The 22,253-nt window shown below is 69.4% G+C and carries 25 protein-coding genes; 20 read left to right on the forward strand and 5 right to left on the reverse strand.

The window, feature by feature from the left end; genetic code table 11:
• The first annotated feature begins 34 nt into the window (after positions 1-34).
• Genes OG555_RS06860 through OG555_RS06870 form a run of 3 tightly spaced genes read left to right on the forward strand, consistent with a single transcriptional unit; the run spans position 35 to position 2,348 of the window.
• The gene (locus tag OG555_RS06860) at positions 35-403 is read left to right on the forward strand and encodes a hypothetical protein (RefSeq protein WP_329481973.1); all 369 of its coding nucleotides are present in this window, start codon (positions 35-37) and stop codon (positions 401-403) included.
• Positions 400-834, forward strand: coding sequence for a hypothetical protein (locus OG555_RS06865; protein ID WP_329481974.1), 435 nt, complete (start codon positions 400-402; stop codon positions 832-834). The genes OG555_RS06860 and OG555_RS06865 overlap by 4 nt, the downstream gene beginning before the upstream one ends.
• On the forward strand, positions 831-2,348 hold the full coding sequence (locus OG555_RS06870) for a multicopper oxidase family protein (RefSeq protein WP_329481975.1): 1,518 nt from the start codon (positions 831-833) through the stop codon (positions 2,346-2,348). Before OG555_RS06865 ends, OG555_RS06870 begins: the two co-directional genes overlap by 4 nt.
• Here the strand turns inward: OG555_RS06870 and OG555_RS06875 are convergent.
• Both OG555_RS06875 and OG555_RS06880 read right to left on the reverse strand, forming a co-directional pair.
• Positions 2,345-2,836: a Clp protease N-terminal domain-containing protein gene (locus OG555_RS06875; protein ID WP_329481976.1), complete on the reverse strand. Its 492-nt coding sequence runs from the start codon at positions 2,834-2,836 to the stop codon at positions 2,345-2,347. The genes OG555_RS06870 and OG555_RS06875 overlap by 4 nt on opposite strands.
• Entirely contained in the window at positions 2,836-3,060 is a 225-nt protein-coding gene (locus tag OG555_RS06880; protein ID WP_327637732.1) for a hypothetical protein, read from the reverse strand. Before OG555_RS06880 ends, OG555_RS06875 begins: the two co-directional genes overlap by 1 nt.
• A gap of 203 nt (positions 3,061-3,263) precedes the next feature.
• Between OG555_RS06880 and OG555_RS06885 the strand changes: the two genes are divergently transcribed.
• The 4 genes from OG555_RS06885 to OG555_RS06900 are packed head-to-tail and all read left to right on the forward strand — an operon-like array spanning position 3,264 to position 5,274.
• Entirely contained in the window at positions 3,264-3,602 is a 339-nt protein-coding gene (locus OG555_RS06885; RefSeq protein WP_329481977.1) for an ArsR/SmtB family transcription factor, read from the forward strand.
• Positions 3,599-4,069 (forward strand): SRPBCC domain-containing protein, encoded by a 471-nt coding sequence (locus OG555_RS06890; protein WP_329481978.1) that lies wholly within the window; start codon positions 3,599-3,601, stop codon positions 4,067-4,069. Before OG555_RS06885 ends, OG555_RS06890 begins: the two co-directional genes overlap by 4 nt.
• Before the next feature lie 3 nt (positions 4,070-4,072).
• The gene (locus tag OG555_RS06895; RefSeq protein WP_329481979.1) at positions 4,073-4,681 is read left to right on the forward strand and encodes a dihydrofolate reductase family protein; all 609 of its coding nucleotides are present in this window, start codon (positions 4,073-4,075) and stop codon (positions 4,679-4,681) included.
• Between the two features lie 2 nt (positions 4,682-4,683).
• Entirely contained in the window at positions 4,684-5,274 is a 591-nt protein-coding gene (locus tag OG555_RS06900) for a dihydrofolate reductase family protein (RefSeq protein WP_329481980.1), read from the forward strand.
• Here OG555_RS06900 and OG555_RS06905 read toward each other — a convergent pair.
• The gene (locus tag OG555_RS06905; RefSeq protein WP_329481981.1) at positions 5,253-5,951 is read right to left on the reverse strand and encodes an aminoacyl-tRNA hydrolase; all 699 of its coding nucleotides are present in this window, start codon (positions 5,949-5,951) and stop codon (positions 5,253-5,255) included. The genes OG555_RS06900 and OG555_RS06905 overlap by 22 nt on opposite strands.
• A 129-nt stretch (positions 5,952-6,080) precedes the next feature.
• Here OG555_RS06905 and OG555_RS06910 point away from each other — a divergent pair, with 129 nt between their 5' ends.
• From OG555_RS06910 to OG555_RS06965, 12 genes are all read left to right on the forward strand, one after another.
• Entirely contained in the window at positions 6,081-6,872 is a 792-nt protein-coding gene (locus OG555_RS06910; protein ID WP_329481982.1) for a thymidylate synthase, read from the forward strand.
• Positions 6,869-7,324, forward strand: a complete 456-nt coding sequence (locus OG555_RS06915; protein ID WP_329481983.1) for a dihydrofolate reductase — start codon at positions 6,869-6,871, stop codon at positions 7,322-7,324. Before OG555_RS06910 ends, OG555_RS06915 begins: the two co-directional genes overlap by 4 nt.
• A gap of 121 nt (positions 7,325-7,445) precedes the next feature.
• Positions 7,446-8,708 carry a toxic anion resistance protein gene (locus tag OG555_RS06920; RefSeq protein WP_329481984.1) on the forward strand — a complete coding sequence of 421 codons (1,263 nt, stop codon included), beginning with the start codon at positions 7,446-7,448 and terminating at the stop codon, positions 8,706-8,708.
• A 30-nt stretch (positions 8,709-8,738) separates the two neighbouring features.
• Positions 8,739-9,320 carry a hypothetical protein gene (locus OG555_RS06925; protein WP_329481985.1) on the forward strand — a complete coding sequence of 194 codons (582 nt, stop codon included), beginning with the start codon at positions 8,739-8,741 and terminating at the stop codon, positions 9,318-9,320.
• Positions 9,321-9,352: 32 nt separating this feature from the next.
• A complete protein-coding gene (locus tag OG555_RS06930; protein ID WP_329481986.1) occupies positions 9,353-10,696 on the forward strand; it encodes an AAA family ATPase in 1,344 nt (447 codons plus the stop codon).
• Positions 10,693-12,024 carry a hypothetical protein gene (locus tag OG555_RS06935; RefSeq protein WP_329481987.1) on the forward strand — a complete coding sequence of 444 codons (1,332 nt, stop codon included), beginning with the start codon at positions 10,693-10,695 and terminating at the stop codon, positions 12,022-12,024. Before OG555_RS06930 ends, OG555_RS06935 begins: the two co-directional genes overlap by 4 nt.
• Positions 12,021-13,022, forward strand: a complete 1,002-nt coding sequence (locus tag OG555_RS06940) for a glutamate ABC transporter substrate-binding protein (RefSeq protein WP_329481988.1) — start codon at positions 12,021-12,023, stop codon at positions 13,020-13,022. The genes OG555_RS06935 and OG555_RS06940 overlap by 4 nt, the downstream gene beginning before the upstream one ends.
• The gene (locus OG555_RS06945; RefSeq protein ID WP_329481989.1) at positions 13,019-14,143 is read left to right on the forward strand and encodes a hypothetical protein; all 1,125 of its coding nucleotides are present in this window, start codon (positions 13,019-13,021) and stop codon (positions 14,141-14,143) included. Before OG555_RS06940 ends, OG555_RS06945 begins: the two co-directional genes overlap by 4 nt.
• A complete protein-coding gene (locus OG555_RS06950; protein ID WP_329481990.1) occupies positions 14,140-16,410 on the forward strand; it encodes a serine/threonine-protein kinase in 2,271 nt (756 codons plus the stop codon). Before OG555_RS06945 ends, OG555_RS06950 begins: the two co-directional genes overlap by 4 nt.
• Positions 16,395-17,453: a PP2C family serine/threonine-protein phosphatase gene (locus tag OG555_RS06955; protein WP_329481991.1), complete on the forward strand. Its 1,059-nt coding sequence runs from the start codon at positions 16,395-16,397 to the stop codon at positions 17,451-17,453. The genes OG555_RS06950 and OG555_RS06955 overlap by 16 nt, the downstream gene beginning before the upstream one ends.
• A 14-nt stretch (positions 17,454-17,467) precedes the next feature.
• Positions 17,468-18,745: a vWA domain-containing protein gene (locus tag OG555_RS06960; RefSeq protein ID WP_329481992.1), complete on the forward strand. Its 1,278-nt coding sequence runs from the start codon at positions 17,468-17,470 to the stop codon at positions 18,743-18,745.
• Entirely contained in the window at positions 18,742-19,473 is a 732-nt protein-coding gene (locus OG555_RS06965; RefSeq protein WP_329481993.1) for an FHA domain-containing protein, read from the forward strand. Before OG555_RS06960 ends, OG555_RS06965 begins: the two co-directional genes overlap by 4 nt.
• A gap of 22 nt (positions 19,474-19,495) precedes the next feature.
• On the opposite strand, the gene OG555_RS06970 is transcribed toward OG555_RS06965, so the two are convergent.
• Together OG555_RS06970 and OG555_RS06975 are read right to left on the reverse strand one after the other, a co-directional pair.
• Positions 19,496-20,389: an NADP-dependent oxidoreductase gene (locus OG555_RS06970; RefSeq protein ID WP_329481994.1), complete on the reverse strand. Its 894-nt coding sequence runs from the start codon at positions 20,387-20,389 to the stop codon at positions 19,496-19,498.
• The gene (locus OG555_RS06975) at positions 20,301-20,993 is read right to left on the reverse strand and encodes a Crp/Fnr family transcriptional regulator (protein WP_329481995.1); all 693 of its coding nucleotides are present in this window, start codon (positions 20,991-20,993) and stop codon (positions 20,301-20,303) included. Before OG555_RS06975 ends, OG555_RS06970 begins: the two co-directional genes overlap by 89 nt.
• A gap of 74 nt (positions 20,994-21,067) precedes the next feature.
• On the opposite strand from OG555_RS06975, the gene OG555_RS06980 reads away from it, so the two are divergent.
• Complete coding sequence (locus OG555_RS06980) at positions 21,068-22,249, forward strand: epoxide hydrolase family protein (protein WP_329481996.1); 1,182 nt, start codon at positions 21,068-21,070, stop codon at positions 22,247-22,249.
• Positions 22,250-22,253 lie beyond the last annotated feature (4 nt).

Raw genomic sequence — 22,253 nt, forward strand, 5'->3', positions numbered from 1 at the left:
TCTACATGTAGCCAGGCTACTATTGTCTGTCTACATGAAGTCCTTCACCGCCCTCAGACTGGTCGCCGGCGTCCATGCCGTCGCGATCTGCCTGCAGCCTGTCTTCGCGGGGATCTACCTGAACGGATCCGGCGCCGCGATGCGGATGCACGAGCCGACCGGCCTGGCGCTCACCTTCACCGGGCTCCTCCAGTTGCTCATAGCAACGATCTGGTGGCGGTCCGGCGGTCGGCTGCTCGCCCCGGCGGCGACGCTGCTGATCACGCTGGGCGAAGGCTTCCAGGTCGCGATGGGCTACACCCGCCAACTGGCGATCCACATCCCGCTCGGCGTCGCCCTGGTCGCCGGCGCGGTCGCCTTCGCCGTCTGGACCACTCGCCAGCGCGTGGCGGTGCCGGTATGACGACGCACACCGCCGAACCGGTCGAGAAGTCGGTACGCCGGCCGCGCGCGAGCCTGGTGTCCCTCCGGATCGTGCTCGTTCTCCACGCCGCACTCATCGTCGCGCAGCCGATCCTGGCCGGCTACTTCCTGTCCGGCAATGTCGACGCGATGAACATCCACAGCCCGATCGGCTCGTCGGTGTGGCTGGTCGCGCTGATCCAGTTCGTCGTCGCGGCGATCTACTGGCTGGTCGGCGGCGGCCGGAGCTGGCCGACCGTCCTCACCGCCGTGCTGTTCGTCGCCGAGTTCGTCCAGCTCGTCTTCGGCTACCAGCGGAACTTCGCCGTCCATATCCCGCTCGGAACGGCGATCGTGATCACCGTCGTCTGGACGACCGTCTGGTCCTTCCGTCCCACTGCACGCCTGAGTCGCCGGGAGGCAAAGCGATGAAGCTGTCCCGCCGCGGGTTCCTGGCCGTTGCCGGAGGCACCGGCGCCGCCCTGACCTTGACGAACTGCGGCAGCGAGGCCAAGCCTGCGCAAGCCGGTGAACTGCTCCGCAGCAAGGCGCCACTTCCCGAGCCCTTCAAGGTGCCACTCCCGATCCCACCGGTGAAGAAGCCGATCCGCACCGACACGAGTGCCGACTACTACCGCGTCGTACAAGGCAAGGCCAGCTTGGAGATCCTCCCCGGCCTCAAGACCGAGGTCATGGGGTACGACGGCCTCCTGCCGGGACCCACCTTCGATGTCCGGAGTGGGCGGACAACGGTCGTCGAGCAGGTCAACGAGCTCGACGTGTCGACCGTCGTACACCTGCACGGTGGTCACACCCCAGCCTCGAGTGACGGCTGGCCGTTGGATCTGCTGATGCCGGCCGATGGAGATCACTCGGGACACCACATGATGGCCGGCGGTGACATGAAGATGGGCAGCCGGACCTACACCTACCCGAACACGCAGCGGGCCGCGATGCTCTGGTACCACGATCACACGATGGACTACACCGCACCACAGGTCTATCGCGGTCTGTTCGGTCTGCACATCATTCGCGACGACGAAGAGGATCGTTTGCCTTTGCCGGCGGGCGATCGGGAGATCCCGTTGGTCATCGCGGACCGTGCGTTCGCCGCGGACGGCTCGTTCCTGTATCCGGCCGCGAAGGACGGTCCCGGCGTCGAAACGTCATACATGGAAGGGGTTGTCGCCGACGTCACCCTGGTGAACGGCGCACCGTGGCCGGTGCACGAGGTGGACGCGGTCCGCTATCGCCTGCGGTTCCTCAATGCGAGCAACGCCCGCCGCTACGAACTCGCCTTCGACAAAGGCCCGGCGACATTCGTCCAGATCGGCAGCGATGGCGGACTGCTGGACGCACCGGTCGAGCTCAGGACGTTGGTGATCGCCCCGGCCGAGCGCTTCGACGTGATCGTCGACTTCTCGCAGTACCAGCCGGGCGACGAGGTCACGCTCGTCAACAAGCTGGACAACAACGCGAATGTGCTGCGCTTCAAGGTCGCCCGCAAGGCCACCGACGACAGCAGTATCCCGGCCAAGCTCTCGTCGTGCGCCGTACTCCCCGAGCCGGCCGGTGTCGTCCGGCGGAAGTGGCTGTTCCACCGCGGCAACGCGAACGGGCATCAGGGGTGGACGATCAACGGGAAGGCGTTCGACCCGGCGGTGATGCAGGCCCAGGTGAAGCTGGATCAGTTCGAGATCTGGTCGTTCGTCACCGATGTCCATCATCCGGTGCACGTCCACCTCGCACCGTTCCAGGTGCTCAGCCGCGGCGGTGGCAAGCCCGGCGGGTACGACGCGGGCTGGAAGGACACCGTGGCTATCCGGCCGGCCGAGGTGGTCGACGTACTGGTCAGGTTCAGCGCGCACAAAGGCAAGTACCTGATCCACTGCCACAACCTCGAGCACGAGGACATGGCCATGATGGCGGCGTTCGAAACGATCTAGTGGACGCCCTGAGCCAGGGCCGCGGCGGCCTTGGCGCGCAGGGCGGTGCGGTCGACGCCGGCGACCTGCAGGGCGCGGGCGACGCGGCCACGGTCGGTGTCGAGGAGGCCGACCAGGATCCGGGTCGGGCCGATCCGGCCGGCGCCGATCTTCGGCGGCGCGTCCATCGCGCGCTTGAGCAACAGCTTGGTCGACTCTCCCATCTGCGGATCGCGGCCACGCTCTGGTGTTGCCATCGGCAACAACCCGATCCGGACCGCGATCCCGGCGACGGTGAGGCTGTGCTCCCACTCGCGCCCGAGCGCGGCCCGGATCGCGTCCTCGGTCAGGCCGGCCTCGGCCAGCATCCGCGCGGCGGACGTGGTCCGGGTAGCGGCCAGCGCGAGCAGCACATGCTCGGCCTCGATCGTCCGGGATCCGTCCCGGCGTGCCTCGTCCCGCGCGCCACGCACCAGCAGCGCACGGACGTCCTTTGCGTCCGTCGGCATCAACGCCTCCTCAGGGCGACGCCGGCGGCGACGAGCCGCCGGGCGTGTTTCTTGTGCACGGCCTGCCGGGTGACCCCCAGCACCTCGGCCACCTCGGACCAGCTCCAGCCGGCCCGCATCGCCTGCTCCACCTGGCTGTCCTCCAGCCGGTCGGCCAGCCGGCGCAGCGCGACCACCGCGGCCAGTCCGGCCGCCGGGTCCTCGGGATCCACCAACTCGGTCATATAAGCAACTTAGGTTGACACGATCGATCTGTCAACCAAAGTTGCTAACAGCTCATGGGTCAGCCCATGAGCTGGTGGGTTGGCCAGCGGTATTCCGGTGGGCGAACCCACCCTGTCGCGGGTGGACCCACCAGAGGGTTGACGGCGAGGCGGCCCGTGGCTATTGTCAACCTGTCGGTTGATCAAGGGAGTGGTTGATAAACATGCCAGTTGACGACGACCAGCTCGACCGGGCGTTCACCGCGCTCGGCGACCCGGTCCGGCGAGCGATGATCGCGCGACTGTCCCGCGGGCCGGCCACCGTGAACGAGCTGGCCGAACCGTTCCCGATCACCAAGCAGGCGGTGTCGCGGCACATCCAGGTGCTCGAGGCCGCCGGGCTGATCACCCGGACCAGGGACGGGCAACGCCGCCCCTGCCACCTGGTCCCGGCCGCCCTCGAAGCATTGACGAGCTGGATCGACGAGTACCGGCTCGAGACCGAACGCCGGTTCCGCCGGATGGACGCAGTAATCAAAACCGTGAAGGAGCAGGAGCAATGAGCGACACGATCATCAACACCCCCGCCGGTACGCCGTTCGTCGAGGTGACACGCGAGTTCGACGCCACCCCGGCCCAGCTGTTCAGGATCTGCACCGACCCCGACCTGGTCGCCGCCTGGCTCGGCCCGCGTGACCTCGACGCCACCATCGAGAAGTACGACGTACGCCCGGGTGGGACGTACCGCTACATCCACCGCGACGACTCCGGCGAGTACGCCTTCCGCGGGGTCTTCCACACCGTCGAACAGGACAAGCTGATCATCCAGACCTTCGAGTGGGAAGGCGCTCCGGGCGAGGTCTGCCTGGAGAAGATGACCCTCGAACCGACCGAGACCGGCGTCCGCCTGCACCAGCAGTCGGTGTTCTCCTCGGTGGAGAGCCGCGACCAGTCGATCGAGTACGGCATGGAGCACGGCATCCGCGAGTCGATGGACCGCCTCGCCGAGCTCGTCGCGAAGGAGGGCTGACCGATGAGCGACGTCGTCATCGACATCTCCCTGTCGCTGGACGGGTACGTCACCGGGCCGAACGTCGGTCTCGGCAACGGCCTAGGCGACGGCGGCATGGCCCTGCACGACTGGGTCTTCCACGGCAACGACGCGGATCGCGCCGTACTGGACGCCGCCTTCGAGGCCACCGGCGCTGTCGTCCAGGGCCGGAACCTGTTCGACATCATCGACGCCCCGGGCGGCTGGAGCGACGAGATGGGGTACGGCGCCAAGCCGACCGGCGAGGTGAATCCACCGGTCTTTGTCGTCACCCACTCCGTGCCCGCGAATCCCCGGCTCGGCGATCGCTTCCACTTCGTCACCGACGGCGTGGAGAGCGCGGTCCGCCAGGCCGCGAAGGTTGCCGGAGGCAAGGAAGTGGTCGTGATGGGTGGCGGGCAGATCTGCCACGAGGTCCTCGCCGCCGGGCTGGCCGACGTCCTGCGGTTGCACGTAGCAACCGTCGTACTCGGCGACGGCACCCGGCTGTTCCCGGCCGAGGCCGGGCCGGCGGTCGGGCTGGAGCTGGTCGAGTGCATCTCGACGCCGGCCGCGCAGCACCTCACCTATCGAGTCGTGAAGGAAAAGTAGCCATGGGCAACGTCATCGCCGCCGCCGTGGTCTCGCTGGACGGCTTCGTCGCGGATACCGAGGACGGTGTCGGACCGCTGTTCGACTGGTACAACAACGGCCCGGTCGAGCTGTACGGGACCGACCCGGGGCGGCCGTTCCACGTCAGTCCGGCGAGTGCGGACTACGTCAACACGGCTTGGAGGAAGGTCGGCGTGGTGTTGTGCGGGCGGCGCCTGTTCGATATCACCAACGGCTGGGAAGGCGTCCCGCCGTTCGGGCAGCATGTCGTCGTCGTCACCCACGAGCCGCCTACCGACTGGCCGTTCCCCGATGCGCCGTTCACCTTCGTCAGCGGGATCGAGGAGGCCGTCGCGAAGGCCAAGGAGCTCGCTGGTGATCAGGACATCTCGCTCGCCGCCGGGAACCTGACCGGCCAGGCGCTACGAGCCGGCCTGATCGACGAGCTCTCGTACAACCTCGTCCCGGTGATCTTCGGCACCGGCAAGAAGTTCTTCGGTGACTACGCCGGCGAGCAGATCCTGCTCGACGACCCGGAGATCATCGAGGGTGACCGGGTCACCCACCTGCACTACCGGGTCAGCAAAGGATGAGCCGCGATCACGGTCCGGGACCCGGGCGCCACCTCGGTGAAGCCCGCGTCCTGGACCACCGGCAGACCGCTGGTCAACAGCCGCCGCCACTGCGCAGGGCTCGCCGTCCGAACTGCCAGTGCGAACTCACTCGCCATCCAGTCCTTGCGGGCCTCCGCTGACAACTCCCACCAGGCGAGCTGCGCCGCATGGCCACACTGCGCCATCGCCTTCCCGCTCGACATCTCCAGCTCCGGATTGATCCACAACACCGGTACGCCGGGCTCGGGCGGCGGCACTTCGCCGAAGTCTGTGAAATCGGTCCCGCTGACCTGCAGGTTGGCGAACTCCGCCGGTACGTCGTCCATCGGCGTCGGCGGAAACACCCGAACCTCCGCCACAACCGCCGGCTCCTCGGCATCCACCGGGGCCTCGGCACCCGCTCCAGTTCCGGTGACCGTGATCCCGGGTATCCCCTCGGCGCGGCGCCACTCGGCGCCGCGAGCGCGTTTGACGATCTTCCGGATCCGGTCGTCCTGCCAGGCATGCATCGCCCCGGCCCACTCCCCCTCGCCGGTCGACCGCTCGTCGGCCAGGATCGCGAGCACCGCCCGCGCCGCTGTCTCCAGTGCATCGGTCTGCGCCGGCCGCGCGCCCTTCTCGACCCGCACCACCAGCGTCAGCACGTACTCGTCCACCCCGCGAGTCTGCCAGCCCGGAACTCCAGGCCATCACAACGGCCCGGTCCGGCCGCTCTCTCCGCGTAGACACGACGCGCGATCGCGATTGTGATGGCCTGGACGTCCGCACCAGGTAGCGTTGCCGGCATGCAGCAGTACCTGGACCTCGTACGGCACGTGCTGGACAACGGGGTGGAGAAGGGGGACCGCACCGGGACGGGCACGCTGAGTGTGTTCGGGCACCAGTCGCGGTACGACCTCCGGGCCGGGTTCCCGGCGGTGACGACGAAGAAGCTGCATCTGCGGTCGGTGATCGGGGAGCTGATCTGGTTCCTCAGCGGCTCGACGAACATCAAGTGGCTGCACGAGAACAACATCTCGATCTGGGACGAGTGGGCCGACGCGGACGGTGAGCTCGGCCCGGTGTACGGCTACCAGTGGCGGTCCTGGCCGACGCCGGACGGCCGGCACGTGGACCAGATCGCGGGCGTGATCGAGTCGATCAAGAACAACCCGGACTCGCGCCGGCACATCGTGAACGCGTGGAACGTCGCGGACGTGGACGGCATGGCGTTGCCGCCGTGTCACACCATGTTCCAGTTCTACGTCGCCGAGGGCCGGCTGTCCTGCCAGCTGTACCAGCGGTCGGCCGACATCTTCCTCGGAGTCCCGTTCAACATCGCGTCGTACGCGCTGCTCACCCACATGGTCGCGCAGCAGACCGGGCTCGAGGTCGGCGACTTCGTCCACACGCTCGGTGACGCGCACCTGTACGTGAACCACCTGGACCAGGCCCGCCTGCAGCTCACCCGCGAGCCCCGGCTGCTGCCGACGCTCCAACTGACGCAGCGTGACTCGATCGACTCCTACGAGATCGCGGACGTCCAGCTGATCGGCTACGACCCGCACCCCGGGATCAAGGCGCCCATCGCCGTATGACCGTGATCCTCATCGCCGCGGTTGGCCGGAACGGGGTGATCGGGCGGGACAACGATCTGCCCTGGCGCATCCGCGAGGACCTGCAGCACTTCAAGGCGCTCACGCTCGGCCACACGCTGGTGATGGGCCGCAAGACCTACGACTCGATCGGCCGACCGCTGCCCGGCCGCCGTACCGTCGTCGTCACCCGCCAGCCCGCCTGGTCCGCCGACGGCGTCGACGTCGCCCACACCCTCGAAGAGGCCCTCAAGTACGACGGTGACCTCTACGTAGCCGGCGGCGGCGAGATCTACCGCCAGGCCCTCCCGTACGCCGACCGCCTGGAACTCACCGAGGTCGACCAGTCCCCCACCGGCGACGTCACCTTCCCGTCCCTCGACCACGCCGCCTGGACCGAAACCAGCCGAGACCCCCACGACGGCTTCACCTTCGTTGGCTACCGTCGCAGCTAACAACGAGTAGGCAACGGGGACTCCATGGGGACCTGGAACCGACTAGATTGGCTGCGCGTCACGGAGGTGACAGCGCGCGGGCGAGGGGATGCCTCGCGGAGGCCACCGGAGGGGAACGACGATGACCGAAGCAGACAACACAGCAGGCGCACCGGCCGCTGCGCAGCCGGCGATCGCGCCGTTGCAGCCGCCGACGGCTACGGCTCCTGGACTGATACTGACCGCGCCGCCGCCGTCACAGCCGGTCGCCGCGACGGCTGCCCCGAGCCTGGCGCCCGCCGTGGATGCGGCCGCGCTGCCCGGGCTCGACGCGAAGGTCGACATGTTCCTCACCTCGTTGATGGCAGCCGAGCCGCGGTCGCCGGAGTTCGCGGCCAAGGCCACTGACGTCCGGAGCATGGGCGACGTCGACATCCGCGCCGCCGCCGACAGCTCGAACCGCCTGCTCCAGTCGCCGGTCCGCGCGTTGCAGAGCGGCGGACTGTCCGAGGGTTCGACCGTCGGCCAGACGCTGCTGGACCTTCGTCGTACGGTCGAGGACCTGGACCCGAAGGCAGCCACCGGCTCGAAGAAGCTGCTCGGGCTGATCCCTTTCGGGGACAAGATCGAGGACTACTTCCGCAAGTACCAGAGCGCGCAGAATCACCTCGAGGGCATCCTGCACGCGCTGCGCAACGGCCAGGACGAGCTCGGCAAGGACAACGCCGCGCTGAACCTGGAGAAGCAGCAGCTCTGGGACGCGATGGGCCGGCTGAACCAGTACGTGTACGTCGCCGAGCGCCTGGACGCCCGGTTGGCCGCGGCGATCGCCGACCTGTCGGCGACGAACCCGGACAAGGCGAAGGCGTTCCGCGAGGACGTGCTGTTCTACGTCCGGCAGAAGCACCAGGACCTGCTCACCCAGCTGGCCGTGTCGATCCAGAACTACCTGGCCATCGACATCGTGATCAAGAACAACATCGAGCTGATCAAGGGCGTCGACCGCGCGTCGACGACCACCGTCTCGGCCTTGCGTACAGCGGTCATCGTGGCGCAGGCGCTGAGCAACCAGAAGCTGGTGCTGGACCAGATCACCGCACTGAACACGACCACCAGCGGGATGATCGAGCGGACCTCGGAGATGCTGCGCGACAACTCGGTGGCGATCCAGCAGCAGGCCGCGTCGGCGACGATCGGGCTGCCGCAACTGCAGGCCGCGTTCGCGAACATCTACGCGACCATGGACGCGATCGACACGTTCAAGGTGGAGGCGCTGGACAACATGGCCGCCACCATCGGCACGCTGGAGACCGAAGTGACGAAGTCCCGCAGCTACCTGGAGCGGGTCGAAAAGCAGGACCAGCGGGTCGTCCACGGCAGTCTCGACCTCGACCTCGGTCGCTGACGCAGAGTCAACTGGGGGACAGGGAACTGCATGACACTCGGTGACTTCTTGGCGCGGCTGACCGGCCGCAAGCAGGAGCCCGAGCCTGCCCCGTCTCCCCGCGCACCGACGAATGACGACCTGCTGGCGGCGCTCGTGCGCGTCGAGCAGTTGGTCGCGGACGGCGCCGTACCGGCGGTGGTCGCATCACGGGTCGGCCGGGTGGTCCGGACCGTGCGGGACACGATCCCGCGGCTCGGCAATCTCGGTGGGAGTGCGCAGGCGTACTCCGTGATGGCGACGGCGACGGACTATCTGCCGGAAGCGATCGGTGGGTATCTGCGGCTGCCGCGGCAGTGGGCGGACACGCGGCCGGTGGACCGGGGCAAGACGTCACTGATGATCCTGATCGACCAGTTGGACCTCTTGGCCGCGACGATGGACAAGGTGTTCGACGCGGTGAACCGGGCCGACGCGGCGGCGCTGATCGCCCACGGCCGGTTCCTGCAGGAGAAGTTCGGCACCGGTTCGACCGGCGGAGGCCTGGCCATCGGCCCGACGGCGTCGACACCACCACCGGACATCGGCCCGGCGGGACCACTGGCACCACCACCTGGACGGGGAGGGTCATGAGCGGCGCGGGGGGAAGGTCACTCTCGGAAGCAGTGTCGGAGCTGCTTGCCGTGGCTGCTCGTGCGGGTGTCGCCGAGCGGACGGCCCAGGCGGAGGGGCTGTCGCTGGCCGCCGCGTTGGCGGAGTCAGCTCCGGGTGCGCCCGCGGACTGGGCCAAGGCCAGCCCGGGTGCGACGACACAGGACTTCTTCGATGCCGCCGTACGCGGTCGTCGCTGGCGTGGTGCGCCGACCGCCGTGCTGACCGAGCTGATCGCCGAAGGCTCGACAGAGAAGGCTGCTTACGCCGAGGCGCTGGCCGAGGTGGCCTCGGCGGCCTGCACGCTGGGCGAACCCACCATGCGGGTCGTAGGTAACGCGTCGGTGGCAGCAGCGGCGCAACTGCAGGCTGCGGACGCCCGCCCGCTGCAGGTCGCTACGACGCCGACAGTCCAGAGCACACCGCAGACTCCTGTCGAAGAGAAGCCTGAAGAACCTGCCAAATCGGTTGAAGAGTTGCTGGCGGAGCTCGACGAGCTGACCGGGTTGGCTCGGGTGAAGCGGGAGGTGCACCGGCAGGTCGCCGTACTGCGGGTGGAGAAGCTGCGGGCCGAAGCGGGGCTGAAGAGTCCGACGATCACGCGGCATCTCGTGTTCGTGGGGAATCCCGGCACGGGCAAGACCACGGTGGCGCGGCTGGTGAGCGGGATCTACAAGGCACTCGGGCTGTTGTCGAAGGGGCAGTTGGTCGAGGTCGACCGGTCCGAGCTGGTCGCCGGGTATCTCGGCCAGACCGCGACGAAGACGGCCGAGGTGGTCGCGTCCGCGGCCGGCGGGGTGCTGTTCATCGACGAGGCGTACAGCCTGACCTCGGGTGACACGGGCGCCGACCAGTACGGGCGGGAAGCGGTCGATACGCTGGTCAAGGAGATGGAGGACCGGCGCGACGACCTGGTCGTGATCGTTGCCGGGTACCCCGAGCCGATGGAGGCGTTCATCGCGGCGAACCCGGGGCTGGCCAGCCGGTTCCGGACCACGATCGCGTTCGACGACTACAGCGACGACGAGCTGACCGACATCCTCACCGGGCTCGCCGAAGCCGCCGACTACGAGCTGGTGCCGGAGGCGTTGGACAGGTTCCGGGAGATCCTGGGCGTCACGCCACGGGACGACTCGTTCGGTAACGGGAGGTTCGCGCGCAACGTGCTGGAGGCCGCCATCGGCCGGCACGCCTGGAGGCTTCGCGACGTGACGGCACCGACGAAGGACCAACTGCGTCAGATCCTCGCCGAGGACCTCACCGAGGAGCCAGTCGACTCCGTTACGTCCGAAGAACCGAGGGCTGTAGACCTCACTTCCTCGGACGCAACGGAGCACGAGCAAGGAGGAGAGGCGTGACCCAGACTCAGAGTGCGCCGCCCGCGACCCGGTCGCCGTCGGCCCCGCCGTCCAGCAGCACCACATTGGCGGCCCCCAGCGCCCGGAAGCCCGGCGTGCGGGGTCTGGTCGCCGCGTGGTTCGAGGGCACACCGGGCCGGATGCGCGCCTTCCTCGTCCTGGCTGCGGCTGTCAGCGTCGTCTTCGGCCTGGCCGCGGCGCAGGGTTTCCGTCAGTCCGACGGTGCCCTCGACCGCGCCAAGGCCAACGCCGCCCAGGTTGTCCGCATCCAGGCGATCCACACCAACCTGGTCAGCGCCAACGCCGACGCCACCAACGCGTTCCTCGTCGGCGGTCTCGAACCGCCGGATCAGCGCCAGCACTACGTTGACTCGATGGCGTCGGCGGCCCGCCTGATCTCGGCAGCCGCGTCGGCCCAGCCGGCCGACCAGAAGGCACTGGGCGAGCTGAACACCACGCTGGTCACGTACGAAGGCCTGATCGAGCAAGCCCGGGCGAACAACCGCCAGGGCCTGCCGATCGGATCGCAGTACCTGCGCGACGCGAACGCCGTACTGCAGAACGACTCCCTGCCGCTGGTGAACGCGCTGGTGGACGCCAACGAGAAGCGCGTCGACACCGAGTTCGACGGCGTCAGGTACGGCACGATCTGGGTTGTCGCCGGCGGCGTGGTCGCGCTGGTGGTCTTCGTGATCACGCTGCGCTGGCTGGCCCGCCGTACGCACCGCTACATCAACATCCCGATCGCTGCCGGGGGCCTGCTCATTCTGCTGACCACCATCGTCGGCGGCGTCTCGCTGTCCAGTGCGTCCGGCAATGCATCGAGCACCCGCGACGACGCCTACGCCAAGACCCTGGCCTTGTCTCGCGCCCGGATCGCGGCGTACGACGCCCGCTCCAACGAGAGCCTCACCCTGATCGCCCGCGGCTCCGGCGACGCCTTCGACAAGGCCTACAACACCGCGTCCGCCACCGTCGACGACGAACTGAAGAAGTCCTCCGGCACGGCCATCGACCTGACCACCCGCTGGAACGAGTACAAGAGAATCCACGGCGAGGTCCGCAAGGCCGACACCAATGGCAACTGGGACAACGCCGTCGCGATGGCCGTGGGTACGACGAAGGACAACAACTCCGTCGAAGCGTTCAAGTCCTTCGACCAGAGCTCCACCGACGAACTGCAGTCGACGAGCGACACGGTCTCGTCCGAGCTGTCGAACACCCGCGGCGGCCTGCCGCCCATCGGCTGGCTCGGCTTGCCGCTCGGCATCGTGGCTGCACTGCTCGTCGTCTGGGGCATGTCGCAGCGACTGGAGGAATACCGATGAAGAAGCTCATCCCGATCGCGGCAGCCGCCGCCCTCCTCCTCACCGCCTGCAGCTCCGGCAACTACGCCGCCACCGAAATCCCGGCGAAGCCCTCCGCGACAACGGCACCGCCCGCGACGCCGGCCCCCCAGGACTGCACCAACGCGTTGCAGTCGTACGCGCCCGAAGGACCGTTGCCGCCGCCCGGCCAGATGCCGGCGGACAGCACGATGCGCAAGATCCAGGACTACGGTCGCCTGGTCGCCGGTGTCTCCGCGGACAGCCTCAACCTTGGCTCCCGGAACCCGCTGACCGGCAAGATCGAGGGCTTCGACATCGACATGGTCAACGCCGTCGCGGAGGCGATCTTCCCCGACGCCAAGACGAACCCGAACCGGGTCGAGCTGCGGGTGATCTCGACCCCGCAGCGCCTGCCCGTACTGACGGCGCCGCGGAAGCCGGGGGCGGTCGACATCGTCGCCCGGAACATGACGATCACCTGCGCCCGCTGGAAGGACATCGCCTTCTCCGCCGAGTACTACCACTCGGGCCAGAAACTGCTGGTCCGGACCGATCTGAAGAATGCGAACGGCAAGCCGGTGCAGAGCCTGGACGAGCTCTCCGGCCAGACGGTCTGTGCGCCGGCCGGCTCGACCAGCCTGGACAACCTGCGCACGAAGTACCCGAAGGTGATCCCGATCACGGCGGACACCGCCACCGGTTGCCTCGTGCTCTTCCAGCAAGGCAAGGCCGTCGGCATCACCGGTGACGACACCGTCCTCGCCGGTCAGGTCGCGCAAGACCCGTACGCGCGGGTCACCACGGCACCCGCGTTCAGCGCCGAGCCGTACGGGCTCGGCATGAACGCCGGCCAGGTGGACTTCGTCCGGTTCGTGAACGGCGTGCTCGAGCAGATGAAGAAGGACGGCCGCTGGCAGCAGTCCTACAACAAGTGGTTCGGCTCTCTGGGCACCGCGACTCCCCCGGCGCCGGCTTACGGTCGGGTCCCACCGTCATGACTGTTCGTACGCCGACTGTGAGCGCGCCGGCGCCGCCGGGGAGGATGGGGAGCAGTGTTCCGGCTGCGGAGCTGCTGTCCTTCCTGGATGCGCTGGGGACCTGGCGGGATCGGCGGAAGGCCGAGTTGGAGGAGCTGGATCAGGCTGCTCTGCATTCGGCGGACGCGGATGCCTTGAGTGCGGATGTCGTGCTCAGCATGGCGGTGTGGAAGGCCGTGTCGGATCGGTACGAGCTGATCCTGGTGACGTGGGATTCCGGGCGGGTCGGAGTCAAGGAGACCGAGCGGATCTCGACGCTGATCTGGGGCGGTCTGGACACCGGCGGCGCCGGCGGATCGCTCGCGGTTTCGTTGCCTGAGGCATGCAAGTTGTCGGATGCGCTGGCGTCCAGCCTGCGGGCCAAGCTGGCGCTGGAGCCGGGCGACGGGGACCTGGCCGCCCACCTGCGGCAGCTGCGCGCGCAGGTCGAACGGATCAACGACCTCGTCAAACTGGAGCCGGCGACCGTTCGCAACGCGGCGATCGCCGAGCACCACGACCTCGACCGCCGCGTCACCGACCTGACCGAGCGCAGCAAGCGGGGCGCGGACATCGGCGGACTGATCGGCCCGCTCGAGATCGACGCGGCCCGGGCCGAGCGCGACCTGATCGTCGGCGCGGCGACCCGCAAGGAGCGGGCCGCCGACGTCGCGCGGGCGCGTTCGCTGCGCAGTGAACTGGAAGCGCAGGGCACCGCGGTCCGAGCCCTCGCCGACAAGGCGGTCGCCACCGTCACACCGGCTCCGCGGCTCGCCGTACCCGATGTGACCGCGCTCGGCCAGGTGCCGAACACCCCGGCCGAGCTGGAGAAGTACCTGAGCCGGCTGGACGCCGTGCGACGGGCGCTGGGTCAGGCGCAGGCGGCGTACGGCGCGGCACTGGCGCACCGTGACGAGCTGGCGGCGTTGCTGGACGCCTACCAGGTGAAGGCGAGCAGCGTTGCCCCAGGCAACGAAGATCTCGCGGAGCTGTACCGGCGCGCCCGCGCGGTGATCGAGCAGGAGCCGGTCGAGCTGACCCGCCTGGGCGCACTCGTGACGGCCTACCAGGCCTACCTGGAAGCCACCGGAGGGACGAAATGACGACGACCATCGCGTGCACCCAGCCCGGCTGCACCGGCAGCATCGTGGACGGGTACTGCGACATCTGCGGCTCCCCCGCGACCGACGGCACCACGAGCCCTTCCGCCGTCTCCGGCGCACCGGCCGTGACCAGCGACCCCGACCCGATCAGTACGCCGTCGACCGTGTCGCGCGCATCCAACCGGCTCGCGTCGACACCACTCGGCTCGGCCCGTGCCGCCCAGGCGGGCTCGAAGCTGACCCGCAAGCTCGGTACGTCGTCCACCCGTCTGCGCGGAGCGCGGCTCGGTGCCGGGCTGACGCACGTACCGTCGATCCCCGCGATCGACGCGAGCAAAGCGATCCTGGTCAACCCGCAGGTGCCGGAGGACCGCCGGAACTGCCCGAACTGTGGCAACCCGGTCGGCCGGTCCCGCGCCGGCCAGCCCGGCCGGACCGAGGGCTTCTGCCCGAAGTGCCGCAACCGCTTCTCGTTCTCGCCGAAGCTGCAGGCGGGCGACCTGGTCGGCGGTCAGTACCAGGTGGCCGGCTGCCTGGCGCACGGTGGTTTCGGCTGGATCTACCTGGCCCGGGACAAGAACGTGTCGGACCGCTGGGTGGTGCTGAAGGGCCTGCTCAACTCCGAGGACCCGGACGCCGTCGCGGCCGCGATCGCCGAGCAGCAGTTCCTGGCCCGGGTCGAGCACCCGCTGATCGTGGAGATCTACAACTTCGTCACCCACGACGGCGCCGGCTACATCGTGATGGAGTACGTCGGCGGCACGTCGCTGAAGACGTTGCTCAAGCAACGGATGGCGGCCAACAACGGCCGGTACGACGCGCTGCCGATCGACCAGGCGATCGCCTACCTGCTGGAGATCCTGCCGGCGTTCTCGTACCTGCACGACCTCGGCCTGGTGTACTGCGACTTCAAGCCGGACAACATCATCCAGGTCGGCGACGCGGTCAAGCTGATCGACCTCGGCGGTGTCCGCCGGATCGACGACATGGACTCCGCGATCTACGGCACCGTCGGCTTCCAGGCGCCGGAGGTCGCCGAGGTCGGCCCATCCGTTGCCTCCGACATCTACACGCTCGGCCGGACGCTGTGCGTGCTCGCGATGGAGTTCCGCGGCTACCAGTCCCGGTACGTCACCTCGCTGCCGCCTGTGGGCGAGGTGCCGCTGTTCCAGCAGTACGACTCGGTGTACCGGCTGCTGCTCAAGGCGTGCGCCCAGGATCCGGCGGACCGGTTCCAGTCGGCCGACGAGTTCCGCGTGCAGCTGCTCGGCGTACTGCGGGAGATCGTCGCGGACAAACAGGGCGACAAGGCGGCGCAGCACTCGGCGTCGTCGCTGCTGTTCGGCACTCCTGGCGACAAGGCGCTGGGCCTGGGTGACACGGCCGCACCGTGGCAGCAGCTGCCCTCGCTGGCGCCGGACGACAGCGACAAGATGGCGGGCTGGCTCAAGACGGTCAGCGTGCCGGACCCGGGCAAGCGGCTCGAGTTGCTCGTGGACGCGCCGGAGTCGTCCCCGCAGATCCTGCTGGAGATCGCCGAGGCTGCGCTCGAGGTGGGCGAGGACCGCTACGACATGGTCGACACCGCGGTCTCGGACCTACTGGCCGAGGATCCGTGGGAGTGGCGGGCAGTCTGGATGGCCGGACTGGTCGCACTGGCTCGCGGGGACGCGGCCGCGGCCCAGTCGGCGTTCAACGCCGTCTACGGCCAGGTGCCGGGTGAGCTCGGGCCGAAGCTCGCGCTGGCGATCGCCTGCGAGCAGAGCGGCGAGTACGACGTTGCCGAGGGCCTCTACCTCACCTGTGCGCGGACCGACGCCAACTACATCGCCCCCTCGGCGTTCGGCCTGGCCGACATCCGCACCCGGCGGAACGACCTCGACGGCGCCCTCGCCGCACTCGACCTGGTGCCCCGCACCAGCGGCTCGTACGTCCGGGCCCGTCGCCAGCGGGCCGGACTACTGGCAGGATCGGGCCGTGGCCTTCCCGCGCTCGCCCAGGCGATGGACAGCATCGACGCGCTGACCATCGACCCGGTCGACCGGGCCAACCTGGCCGCGGACGTGTTCCGGACCGCGCTGGCCGAGGTCCAGCAGTCCGGTCCGCAGGAAGGACTGCGGATCGACGGCCGGGAGGCCACCGAGCCGGCCCTGCGGGACGGGCTCGAGGCCACCTACCGGCAACTGGCCGACCAGGCGCAGAGCCGGCCGGAACGGATCGCCCTGGTCGACCAGGCCAACGAGGTTCGAGGATGGACGTTGCGATGACGAGTACGACCCAGACGGTCTGCCCCAGCTGCGGCGGGCCGGTGTCCGAGGCCGATCGCTTCTGCGAGGCCTGCGGCGCCGAGCTCAGCCCCAGCACCCCGAGCACGCCCGCCTTGGACACCGACACCGAGCCGACAGTCGAGATCATGACAGGGACCAGTCCGGTAGGTCCGTGCCAGTCCTGCGGTGGCGTCATCGGTGCGGAGGGCTACTGCGAGACGTGCGGCACCAAGGCCGCCAAGGTCCGGGACCACTACACCGAGCAGCCCAGCCCGTGGGTGGCCGGCGTGTGCGACCGCGGCATCCGGCACAGCCGCAACGAGGACGCGCTGGCCATCGCTGCCGACCCCGAACCGGGCAGCCGGGCGCTGCTGGTCGTCTGTGACGGTGTCAGCTCGTCACTCGACTCGGATGTCGCGTCACTGGCCGCGTCCCGCGCTGCTCGCGACGTACTGACGGCCGGGCACGCGCAAGGCCTGGGCACCGAGTCGTCCCGGAGCAGTGCGATGGTGGCCCGGCTCGAGGCGGCTGCCGATGCGGCCAATGACGCCGTACTGGACAACACGAGTCCGGACAGTCCCAACCCGGCGTCGTGTACGTTCGTGGCGACGATCCTGGAGGACGGTGTGCTGGTGGCCGGCAACGTCGGGGACAGTCGCGCGTACTGGTTCCCGGACGAGGCCGAGGCGGTCGCGCTCACTGTGGACGACTCGTGGGCCGCCGAGCTCATCGCCACCGGCATCTCGCGTGAGGAGGCGGAGTCCGGTCCACACGCGCATGCGATCACCCGCTGGCTCGGCAAGGACGCGCCGGACCACACTCCACGGACGACGACGCTCCGGGTGACCGGGCCGGGCTGGATCCTGGTTTGCTCGGACGGACTGTGGAACTACTGCTCCGAGGCGGCACCGCTGGCCGATCTCGTACGTCAGACCGCTGCGGCGAGCGGTGGCGACCCGATGGCCACCGCGTCCGCCTTGGTCGACTGGGCCAATGCCCAGGGTGGCCAGGACAACATCACCGTCGCGCTGGCGCGGCTCTAGGAAAGGGACCCGAGATGGCCGAGTTCTCCGCCACCGTCTACCAGAACGAGTTCCTGCCCGACGGCGGAACCGATGTGCACGCCATCGTCACGGTGAACTGCAGTGGCGCCGGCTCGGCCGGGCAGTCCGGCAGCGGTGACGCAGGCGAGATCATCATCGTCGACACCTCCGGCTCGATGGGCCGCGAAGGTGTCCAGGCCGCCGCGTACGCCGCGCAGACCGCGCTCGACCAGATCCTCGACGGGGTCTGGTTCGCGGTGATCTCCGGCAACGACCGGGCCCAGCTGGCGTTCCCGCCGTCGCCGGAGCCGGTGATGGTGCGGATGGACCAGTTCACCCGGCAGGCGGCCAAGGACGCGGTGTCCCGCTTCTACGCCGACGGCGGGACCGCGATGGGCACCTGGCTGCGGCTGGCCTCGCGGGTGTTCGCGACCGTGCCGTCGCTGACCCAGAAGCACGCCATCCTGCTCACCGACGGCGAGAACCAGCACGAGACGCCCGAGGTGCTGACCCAGACGATCCAGGCCGTCACCGGCCAGTTCCAGTGCGACTGCCGCGGTGTCGGCGTCGCCTGGCAGGTCGACGAGGTACGGCGGATCGCCCAGGCGCTCCTGGGCACGGTCGACATCATCCCGGCCCGGGAACAGCTGGCGGCCGAGTTCTCCAAGCTGATCCAGAACGCGATGAGCCGCGGCATCGCCCAGGCCGATCTGCGGGTCTGGGCTCCGCAGGGCGCCGAGGTGCTGTTCGTCCGGCAGGTCGCGCCCACGGTCGAGGACCTGACCTCACGCCGTACGGCGATCAACCCGCTGACCGGCTCGTACCCGACCGGCTCGTGGGGAGACGAGTCCCGCGACTACCACGTGGCGATCCGGCTGGCCGCGAAGGGAATCGGGCAGGAGCAGCTCGCCGCGCGGGTGCAGCTCGTGATCGGCGACGACGTGGTCGCGCAGGGCCTGGTCAAGGCACTGTGGTCGGCGGACGAGGCGCTGACCACCCGGATCAGCCCGGAGGTCGCGCACTACACCGGCCAGACCGAGCTGGCCGAGGCGATCCAGGACGGCCTGGCCGCGAAGGCCGCGGGGGACACCGCGACCGCGACCACAAAGCTCGGCCGCGCGGTCCAGCTCGCTGCCCAGACCGGCAACGAGGAGGCGACCACCCGGCTGCGCAAGGTCGTCGACATCGACGACCAGGAAGCGGGTACGGTGCGGCTGAAGCGGACGGTCGAGAAAGCCGACGAGATGGCACTCGACACGGCCTCCACCAAGACCACCCGGGTGAAGAAATGACGACAGTCAGCTGTCCGAGCGGGCACCCGTCCGTCTCGACCGACTACTGCGACGTCTGCGGCCTGCCGATCGGCGTCGCGGCCACACCGGCCGCCGCGCAGGTGCCGGCCCCCGCCGTCGCGGCGCCGGCGCCGGCCACCACGGCCACGGCTCCGGCTGCCCAGACCTGCCCGAACTGTTCGGAGCCGGCGGCCACGGATGCCCTGTTCTGCGAGAACTGCGGCTACGACTTCACCACCGGCACCATGCCGCGGCAGGCCTCGTCACTCGACCTGTCCGCCCCGCCGCCGGTGCCGCCCGCGCCCAAGGAGGTGGCCGAGTGGGTGGTCGAACGCTGGGTCGACCCCGACTGGTACGCCGTCCAGCAGAGCGACGACCCGTGTCCGTCGCCCGGCCTGCCGGTGGTGATCCCGCTGAACGAGAAGAGCGTGCTGATCGGCCGGCCGTCCCGGAGCCGCGGCATCTCGCCCGAGGTCGACTGCGGTGACGACACCGGGGTGAGCCGCCGTCAGGCCCAGCTCACCACCGACGGCCAGCGCTGGTGGGTCGAGGACCTGCAGTCCTCCAACGGCACGTACGTCGCTCCCGCCGCCGGACCGCTCCCCGAGGACCCGATCGTCCCGGGTCAGCGCCAGGAACTGGATCCGGACGACCGGATCTACGTCGGTGCCTGGACGCGTCTCGTCGTCCGCAAATCCACCCCGGAAGAGCAGGCCGGCCAGGCCTGACCGGCGAGAAGCGGCCGACAGGTCACGGGAGCAGGACGAGTTTGCCGCGGACGCCTCCGGCCTGGAGCAGGTCGAGGGCGTCCGCCGCGTCCGTCAGCGCGAGCGTCTTGGCGACGGTCGCGGTCAGGTGACCGGCTTCCGCGGCGCGGGCAAGACGGTCCAGCGTGCGGCCATCGGGCTCGGCGCGGACGATCCTGGGCTCGATGCCCCGGTCCGCGGTGAACTGACCACCCGGGACCCAGAACTCCGGCACGGTGGTGACATAGCTACCGCCGTCGTGCACCGCCGCAAAGGCCGCGCGAGCCCGCGGCCCGCCGACGACGTCGAGGGCAGCGTCAGCCGACCCCGAGGCCGGTCCTCCGGCCGAGTCCGCTGCCGGCGCCTCGCCCGGGTCCGGTGTGAGGACGGTGATGCCGCGCGCGACGGCGAGTTCGGTCGCGAATCGGCCGACCGCTCCCCGTGGTCCGTTGACCAGCAGCGTGCTGCCCGCTGCGAGGCCGAGGAGATCGAGCGCCTGGTAGGCGGTGAGCCCGGCGAGTGGCAGCGTGGCGGCCTCGGTCCAGTCGAGGTTCGCCGGTGCCGCGGCGACCTGTGCGACGGGAAGCGTCACGTACTCGGCAAAGCCACCGACCTGGGTCCGCGAGTGACCGGTACTGGCGATCACCGCCGCCCCGGCCTCCCAGTCGCCGCCCTCGACCACGCCGGCGACGTCGTACCCAGGCACGAGCGGCAGCCGGAGTTCGTCGTACCAGCGGTAGTTGCCGGCCAGCATGCCGAGGTCGGCGGGGTTGACCGCCGCGGCCATCACCCTGATCAGGACCTCGCCGTCAGCGGGTGCCTTCACCGGCAGGGTGTGCGGCCGCAGGACTGCTCCGGGGCCTACTCGATCGGTTGCCATCGCGCGCATCGTCGTCATGATCCTGACCGTAGGCAGCCGCGGGCCGGTCGTCGTTGATCGAGATCAATCGCCGCCGGATCCGGCTGAGCGCCTCCGGTGTGATCCCGACGTACGACGCGATCTGGCGTTGCGTGAGCCGGCCGGCGAGGTCCTCGTGGCCTTCGAGGAACAGCCGGTACCGCTCGGTCGCGTCGGCGAGGAGCAACTCGGTCTGGCGTTGCTCGACCCGCAGGTACAGCGCCTCGGTCAGCCGGGCGACGAGAGCCTGCCAGCCCAGGCTCACCCGGACCAACGCGTCGTACGTCGACCGTGGAGCGATCATCAGGTCGGCCGGCTCGAGGGCCTCGATGGTCAGCCTGGAGGGCTCCTGTCGCAGGGCCGCGCTGTAGGCGCAGACGAGCTCGCCCTCGGCGCGGAACGCGAGCGTACGCTCGGTCCCCGCCGCGTCGGTCTGGTAGAGCCGGAAGAGTCCGCGCTCGACGAACCCGACGCGCTCCGGCCGGTCCCCGGCCCGGACCAGCAACTCGCCGCGCTCGACCCGGGCCGGGCGGAACAGCGCGCGGCCACGCTGGGCATCGGCGGCGGGAAGCTGAGCCAGGAAGCGGTCGAAGTTGCTCGTCACCTGACCATTGTCGCGCGCAGATTCGTTATTCATTGCGGAAGGAAGCTCGCCGCAATCGTTTCTAGCCTGAAGGCATGACAACGAACACGGATATCAGGCCCTTCCGGATCGAGATCCCGCAGGCGGAGCTGGACGACCTCAAGTCGCGGCTGGCCGCGGCGCGGTGGCCGGCCACTCCGGCCGTCGACGACTGGAGCCGCGGGGTTCCGGTCTCCTACCTCAAGGAGCTCGCCGGATACTGGGCCGACGGCTACGACTGGCGGGCCGCGGAGGCCGCGCTGAACGAGATCCCGCAGTTCACGACCGAGATCAACGGTCAGCGCATCCACTTCTTCCACCAGCGGTCGGCGTCGCCGGACGCGTTGCCGCTGATTCTCACGCACGGGTGGCCGGGGTCGCCGGTGGAGTTCCAGCAGGTGATCGGCCGGCTGACCGATCCGGCGGCGTACGGCGGTGACCCGGCCGACGCGTTCCATGTCGTCGTACCGTCGCTGCCTGGGTACGGGTTCTCCACGCCGCTCGGGCCCGGTGGGTTCAACCTCTTCGGGACGGCGCAGATGTGGGCCGAGCTGATGAGCCGGCTCGGGTACGAGCGGTACGCCGCTCACGGCACGGACGCGGGGTCCGGGGTTGCCGGGATGCTGCCGATGGTGGATCCGGCGCACGTGGTCGGCGCACATCTGGCTGGGGTGAGCGCGGGCGCGCCGTTCGGAGGACCGCTCTCGGCGGAGGGCCTGTCGGAGTCGGATCGGGCGCGGGTGGAACGGTTCAACAAGTCGCTCGACGACGGCTTCGGGTACTTCGTGTTGCAGTCGACGCGGCCACAGACGCTGGCGTACTCGCTGAACGATTCGCCGATCGGGCAGCTGGCCTGGATCGTGGAGAAGTTCGCAGAGTGGACCGACCCGATCCACAAGTTGCCGGAAGAGGCCGTCGACCGGGACCAGTTGCTGACCAACGTCAGCCTGTACTGGTTCACCGGCTCCGGTGCGTCGTCGGCGCACGCGGTCTACGACGGAGTCCAGGCCTGGAAGGCGATGCTCGCCCATCAGGACTCAGGTGGCTGGGGTGACGTCCAGGGACCGCCGACCGGAGTCGCGGTGTTCGGTGCGGAGACGGCGATCAAGAGCCTGGCCGATCCGGCCGGCAAGATCGAGCACTGGAAGGAGTACGAGCGCGGCGGTCACTTCGCCGCGATGGAGGTGCCGGACCTGCTCGCCGGTGATCTGCGGACCTTCTTCCGGCCGCTGCGCTGACGGC

The organism is Kribbella sp. NBC_01484 (genome assembly GCF_036227145.1).
Taxonomy (GTDB): domain Bacteria; phylum Actinomycetota; class Actinomycetes; order Propionibacteriales; family Kribbellaceae; genus Kribbella.

Bases quoted from the DNA above. Each gene is read 5' to 3' on its own strand.
- OG555_RS06925 (WP_329481985.1), top strand. From the start codon at position 8,739: ATGACACTCGGTGACTTCTTGGCGCGGCTGACCGGCCGCAAGCAGGAG.
- OG555_RS06955 (WP_329481991.1), top strand. From the start codon at position 16,395: ATGGACGTTGCGATGACGAGTACGACCCAGACGGTCTGCCCCAGCTGC.
- OG555_RS06965 (WP_329481993.1), top strand. From the start codon at position 18,742: ATGACGACAGTCAGCTGTCCGAGCGGGCACCCGTCCGTCTCGACCGAC.
- OG555_RS06970 (WP_329481994.1), bottom strand. From the start codon at position 20,389: ATGACGACGATGCGCGCGATGGCAACCGATCGAGTAGGCCCCGGAGCA.
- OG555_RS06920 (WP_329481984.1), top strand. From the start codon at position 7,446: ATGACCGAAGCAGACAACACAGCAGGCGCACCGGCCGCTGCGCAGCCG.
- OG555_RS06960 (WP_329481992.1), top strand. From the start codon at position 17,468: ATGGCCGAGTTCTCCGCCACCGTCTACCAGAACGAGTTCCTGCCCGAC.
- OG555_RS06915 (WP_329481983.1), top strand. From the start codon at position 6,869: ATGACCGTGATCCTCATCGCCGCGGTTGGCCGGAACGGGGTGATCGGG.
- OG555_RS06865 (WP_329481974.1), top strand. From the start codon at position 400: ATGACGACGCACACCGCCGAACCGGTCGAGAAGTCGGTACGCCGGCCG.
- OG555_RS06885 (WP_329481977.1), top strand. From the start codon at position 3,264: ATGCCAGTTGACGACGACCAGCTCGACCGGGCGTTCACCGCGCTCGGC.
- OG555_RS06900 (WP_329481980.1), top strand. From the start codon at position 4,684: ATGGGCAACGTCATCGCCGCCGCCGTGGTCTCGCTGGACGGCTTCGTC.
- OG555_RS06890 (WP_329481978.1), top strand. From the start codon at position 3,599: ATGAGCGACACGATCATCAACACCCCCGCCGGTACGCCGTTCGTCGAG.
- OG555_RS06950 (WP_329481990.1), top strand. From the start codon at position 14,140: ATGACGACGACCATCGCGTGCACCCAGCCCGGCTGCACCGGCAGCATC.
- OG555_RS06895 (WP_329481979.1), top strand. From the start codon at position 4,073: ATGAGCGACGTCGTCATCGACATCTCCCTGTCGCTGGACGGGTACGTC.
- OG555_RS06880 (WP_327637732.1), bottom strand. From the start codon at position 3,060: ATGACCGAGTTGGTGGATCCCGAGGACCCGGCGGCCGGACTGGCCGCG.
- OG555_RS06940 (WP_329481988.1), top strand. From the start codon at position 12,021: ATGAAGAAGCTCATCCCGATCGCGGCAGCCGCCGCCCTCCTCCTCACC.
- OG555_RS06860 (WP_329481973.1), top strand. From the start codon at position 35: ATGAAGTCCTTCACCGCCCTCAGACTGGTCGCCGGCGTCCATGCCGTC.
- OG555_RS06875 (WP_329481976.1), bottom strand. From the start codon at position 2,836: ATGCCGACGGACGCAAAGGACGTCCGTGCGCTGCTGGTGCGTGGCGCG.
- OG555_RS06910 (WP_329481982.1), top strand. From the start codon at position 6,081: ATGCAGCAGTACCTGGACCTCGTACGGCACGTGCTGGACAACGGGGTG.
- OG555_RS06980 (WP_329481996.1), top strand. From the start codon at position 21,068: ATGACAACGAACACGGATATCAGGCCCTTCCGGATCGAGATCCCGCAG.
- OG555_RS06870 (WP_329481975.1), top strand. From the start codon at position 831: ATGAAGCTGTCCCGCCGCGGGTTCCTGGCCGTTGCCGGAGGCACCGGC.
- OG555_RS06945 (WP_329481989.1), top strand. From the start codon at position 13,019: ATGACTGTTCGTACGCCGACTGTGAGCGCGCCGGCGCCGCCGGGGAGG.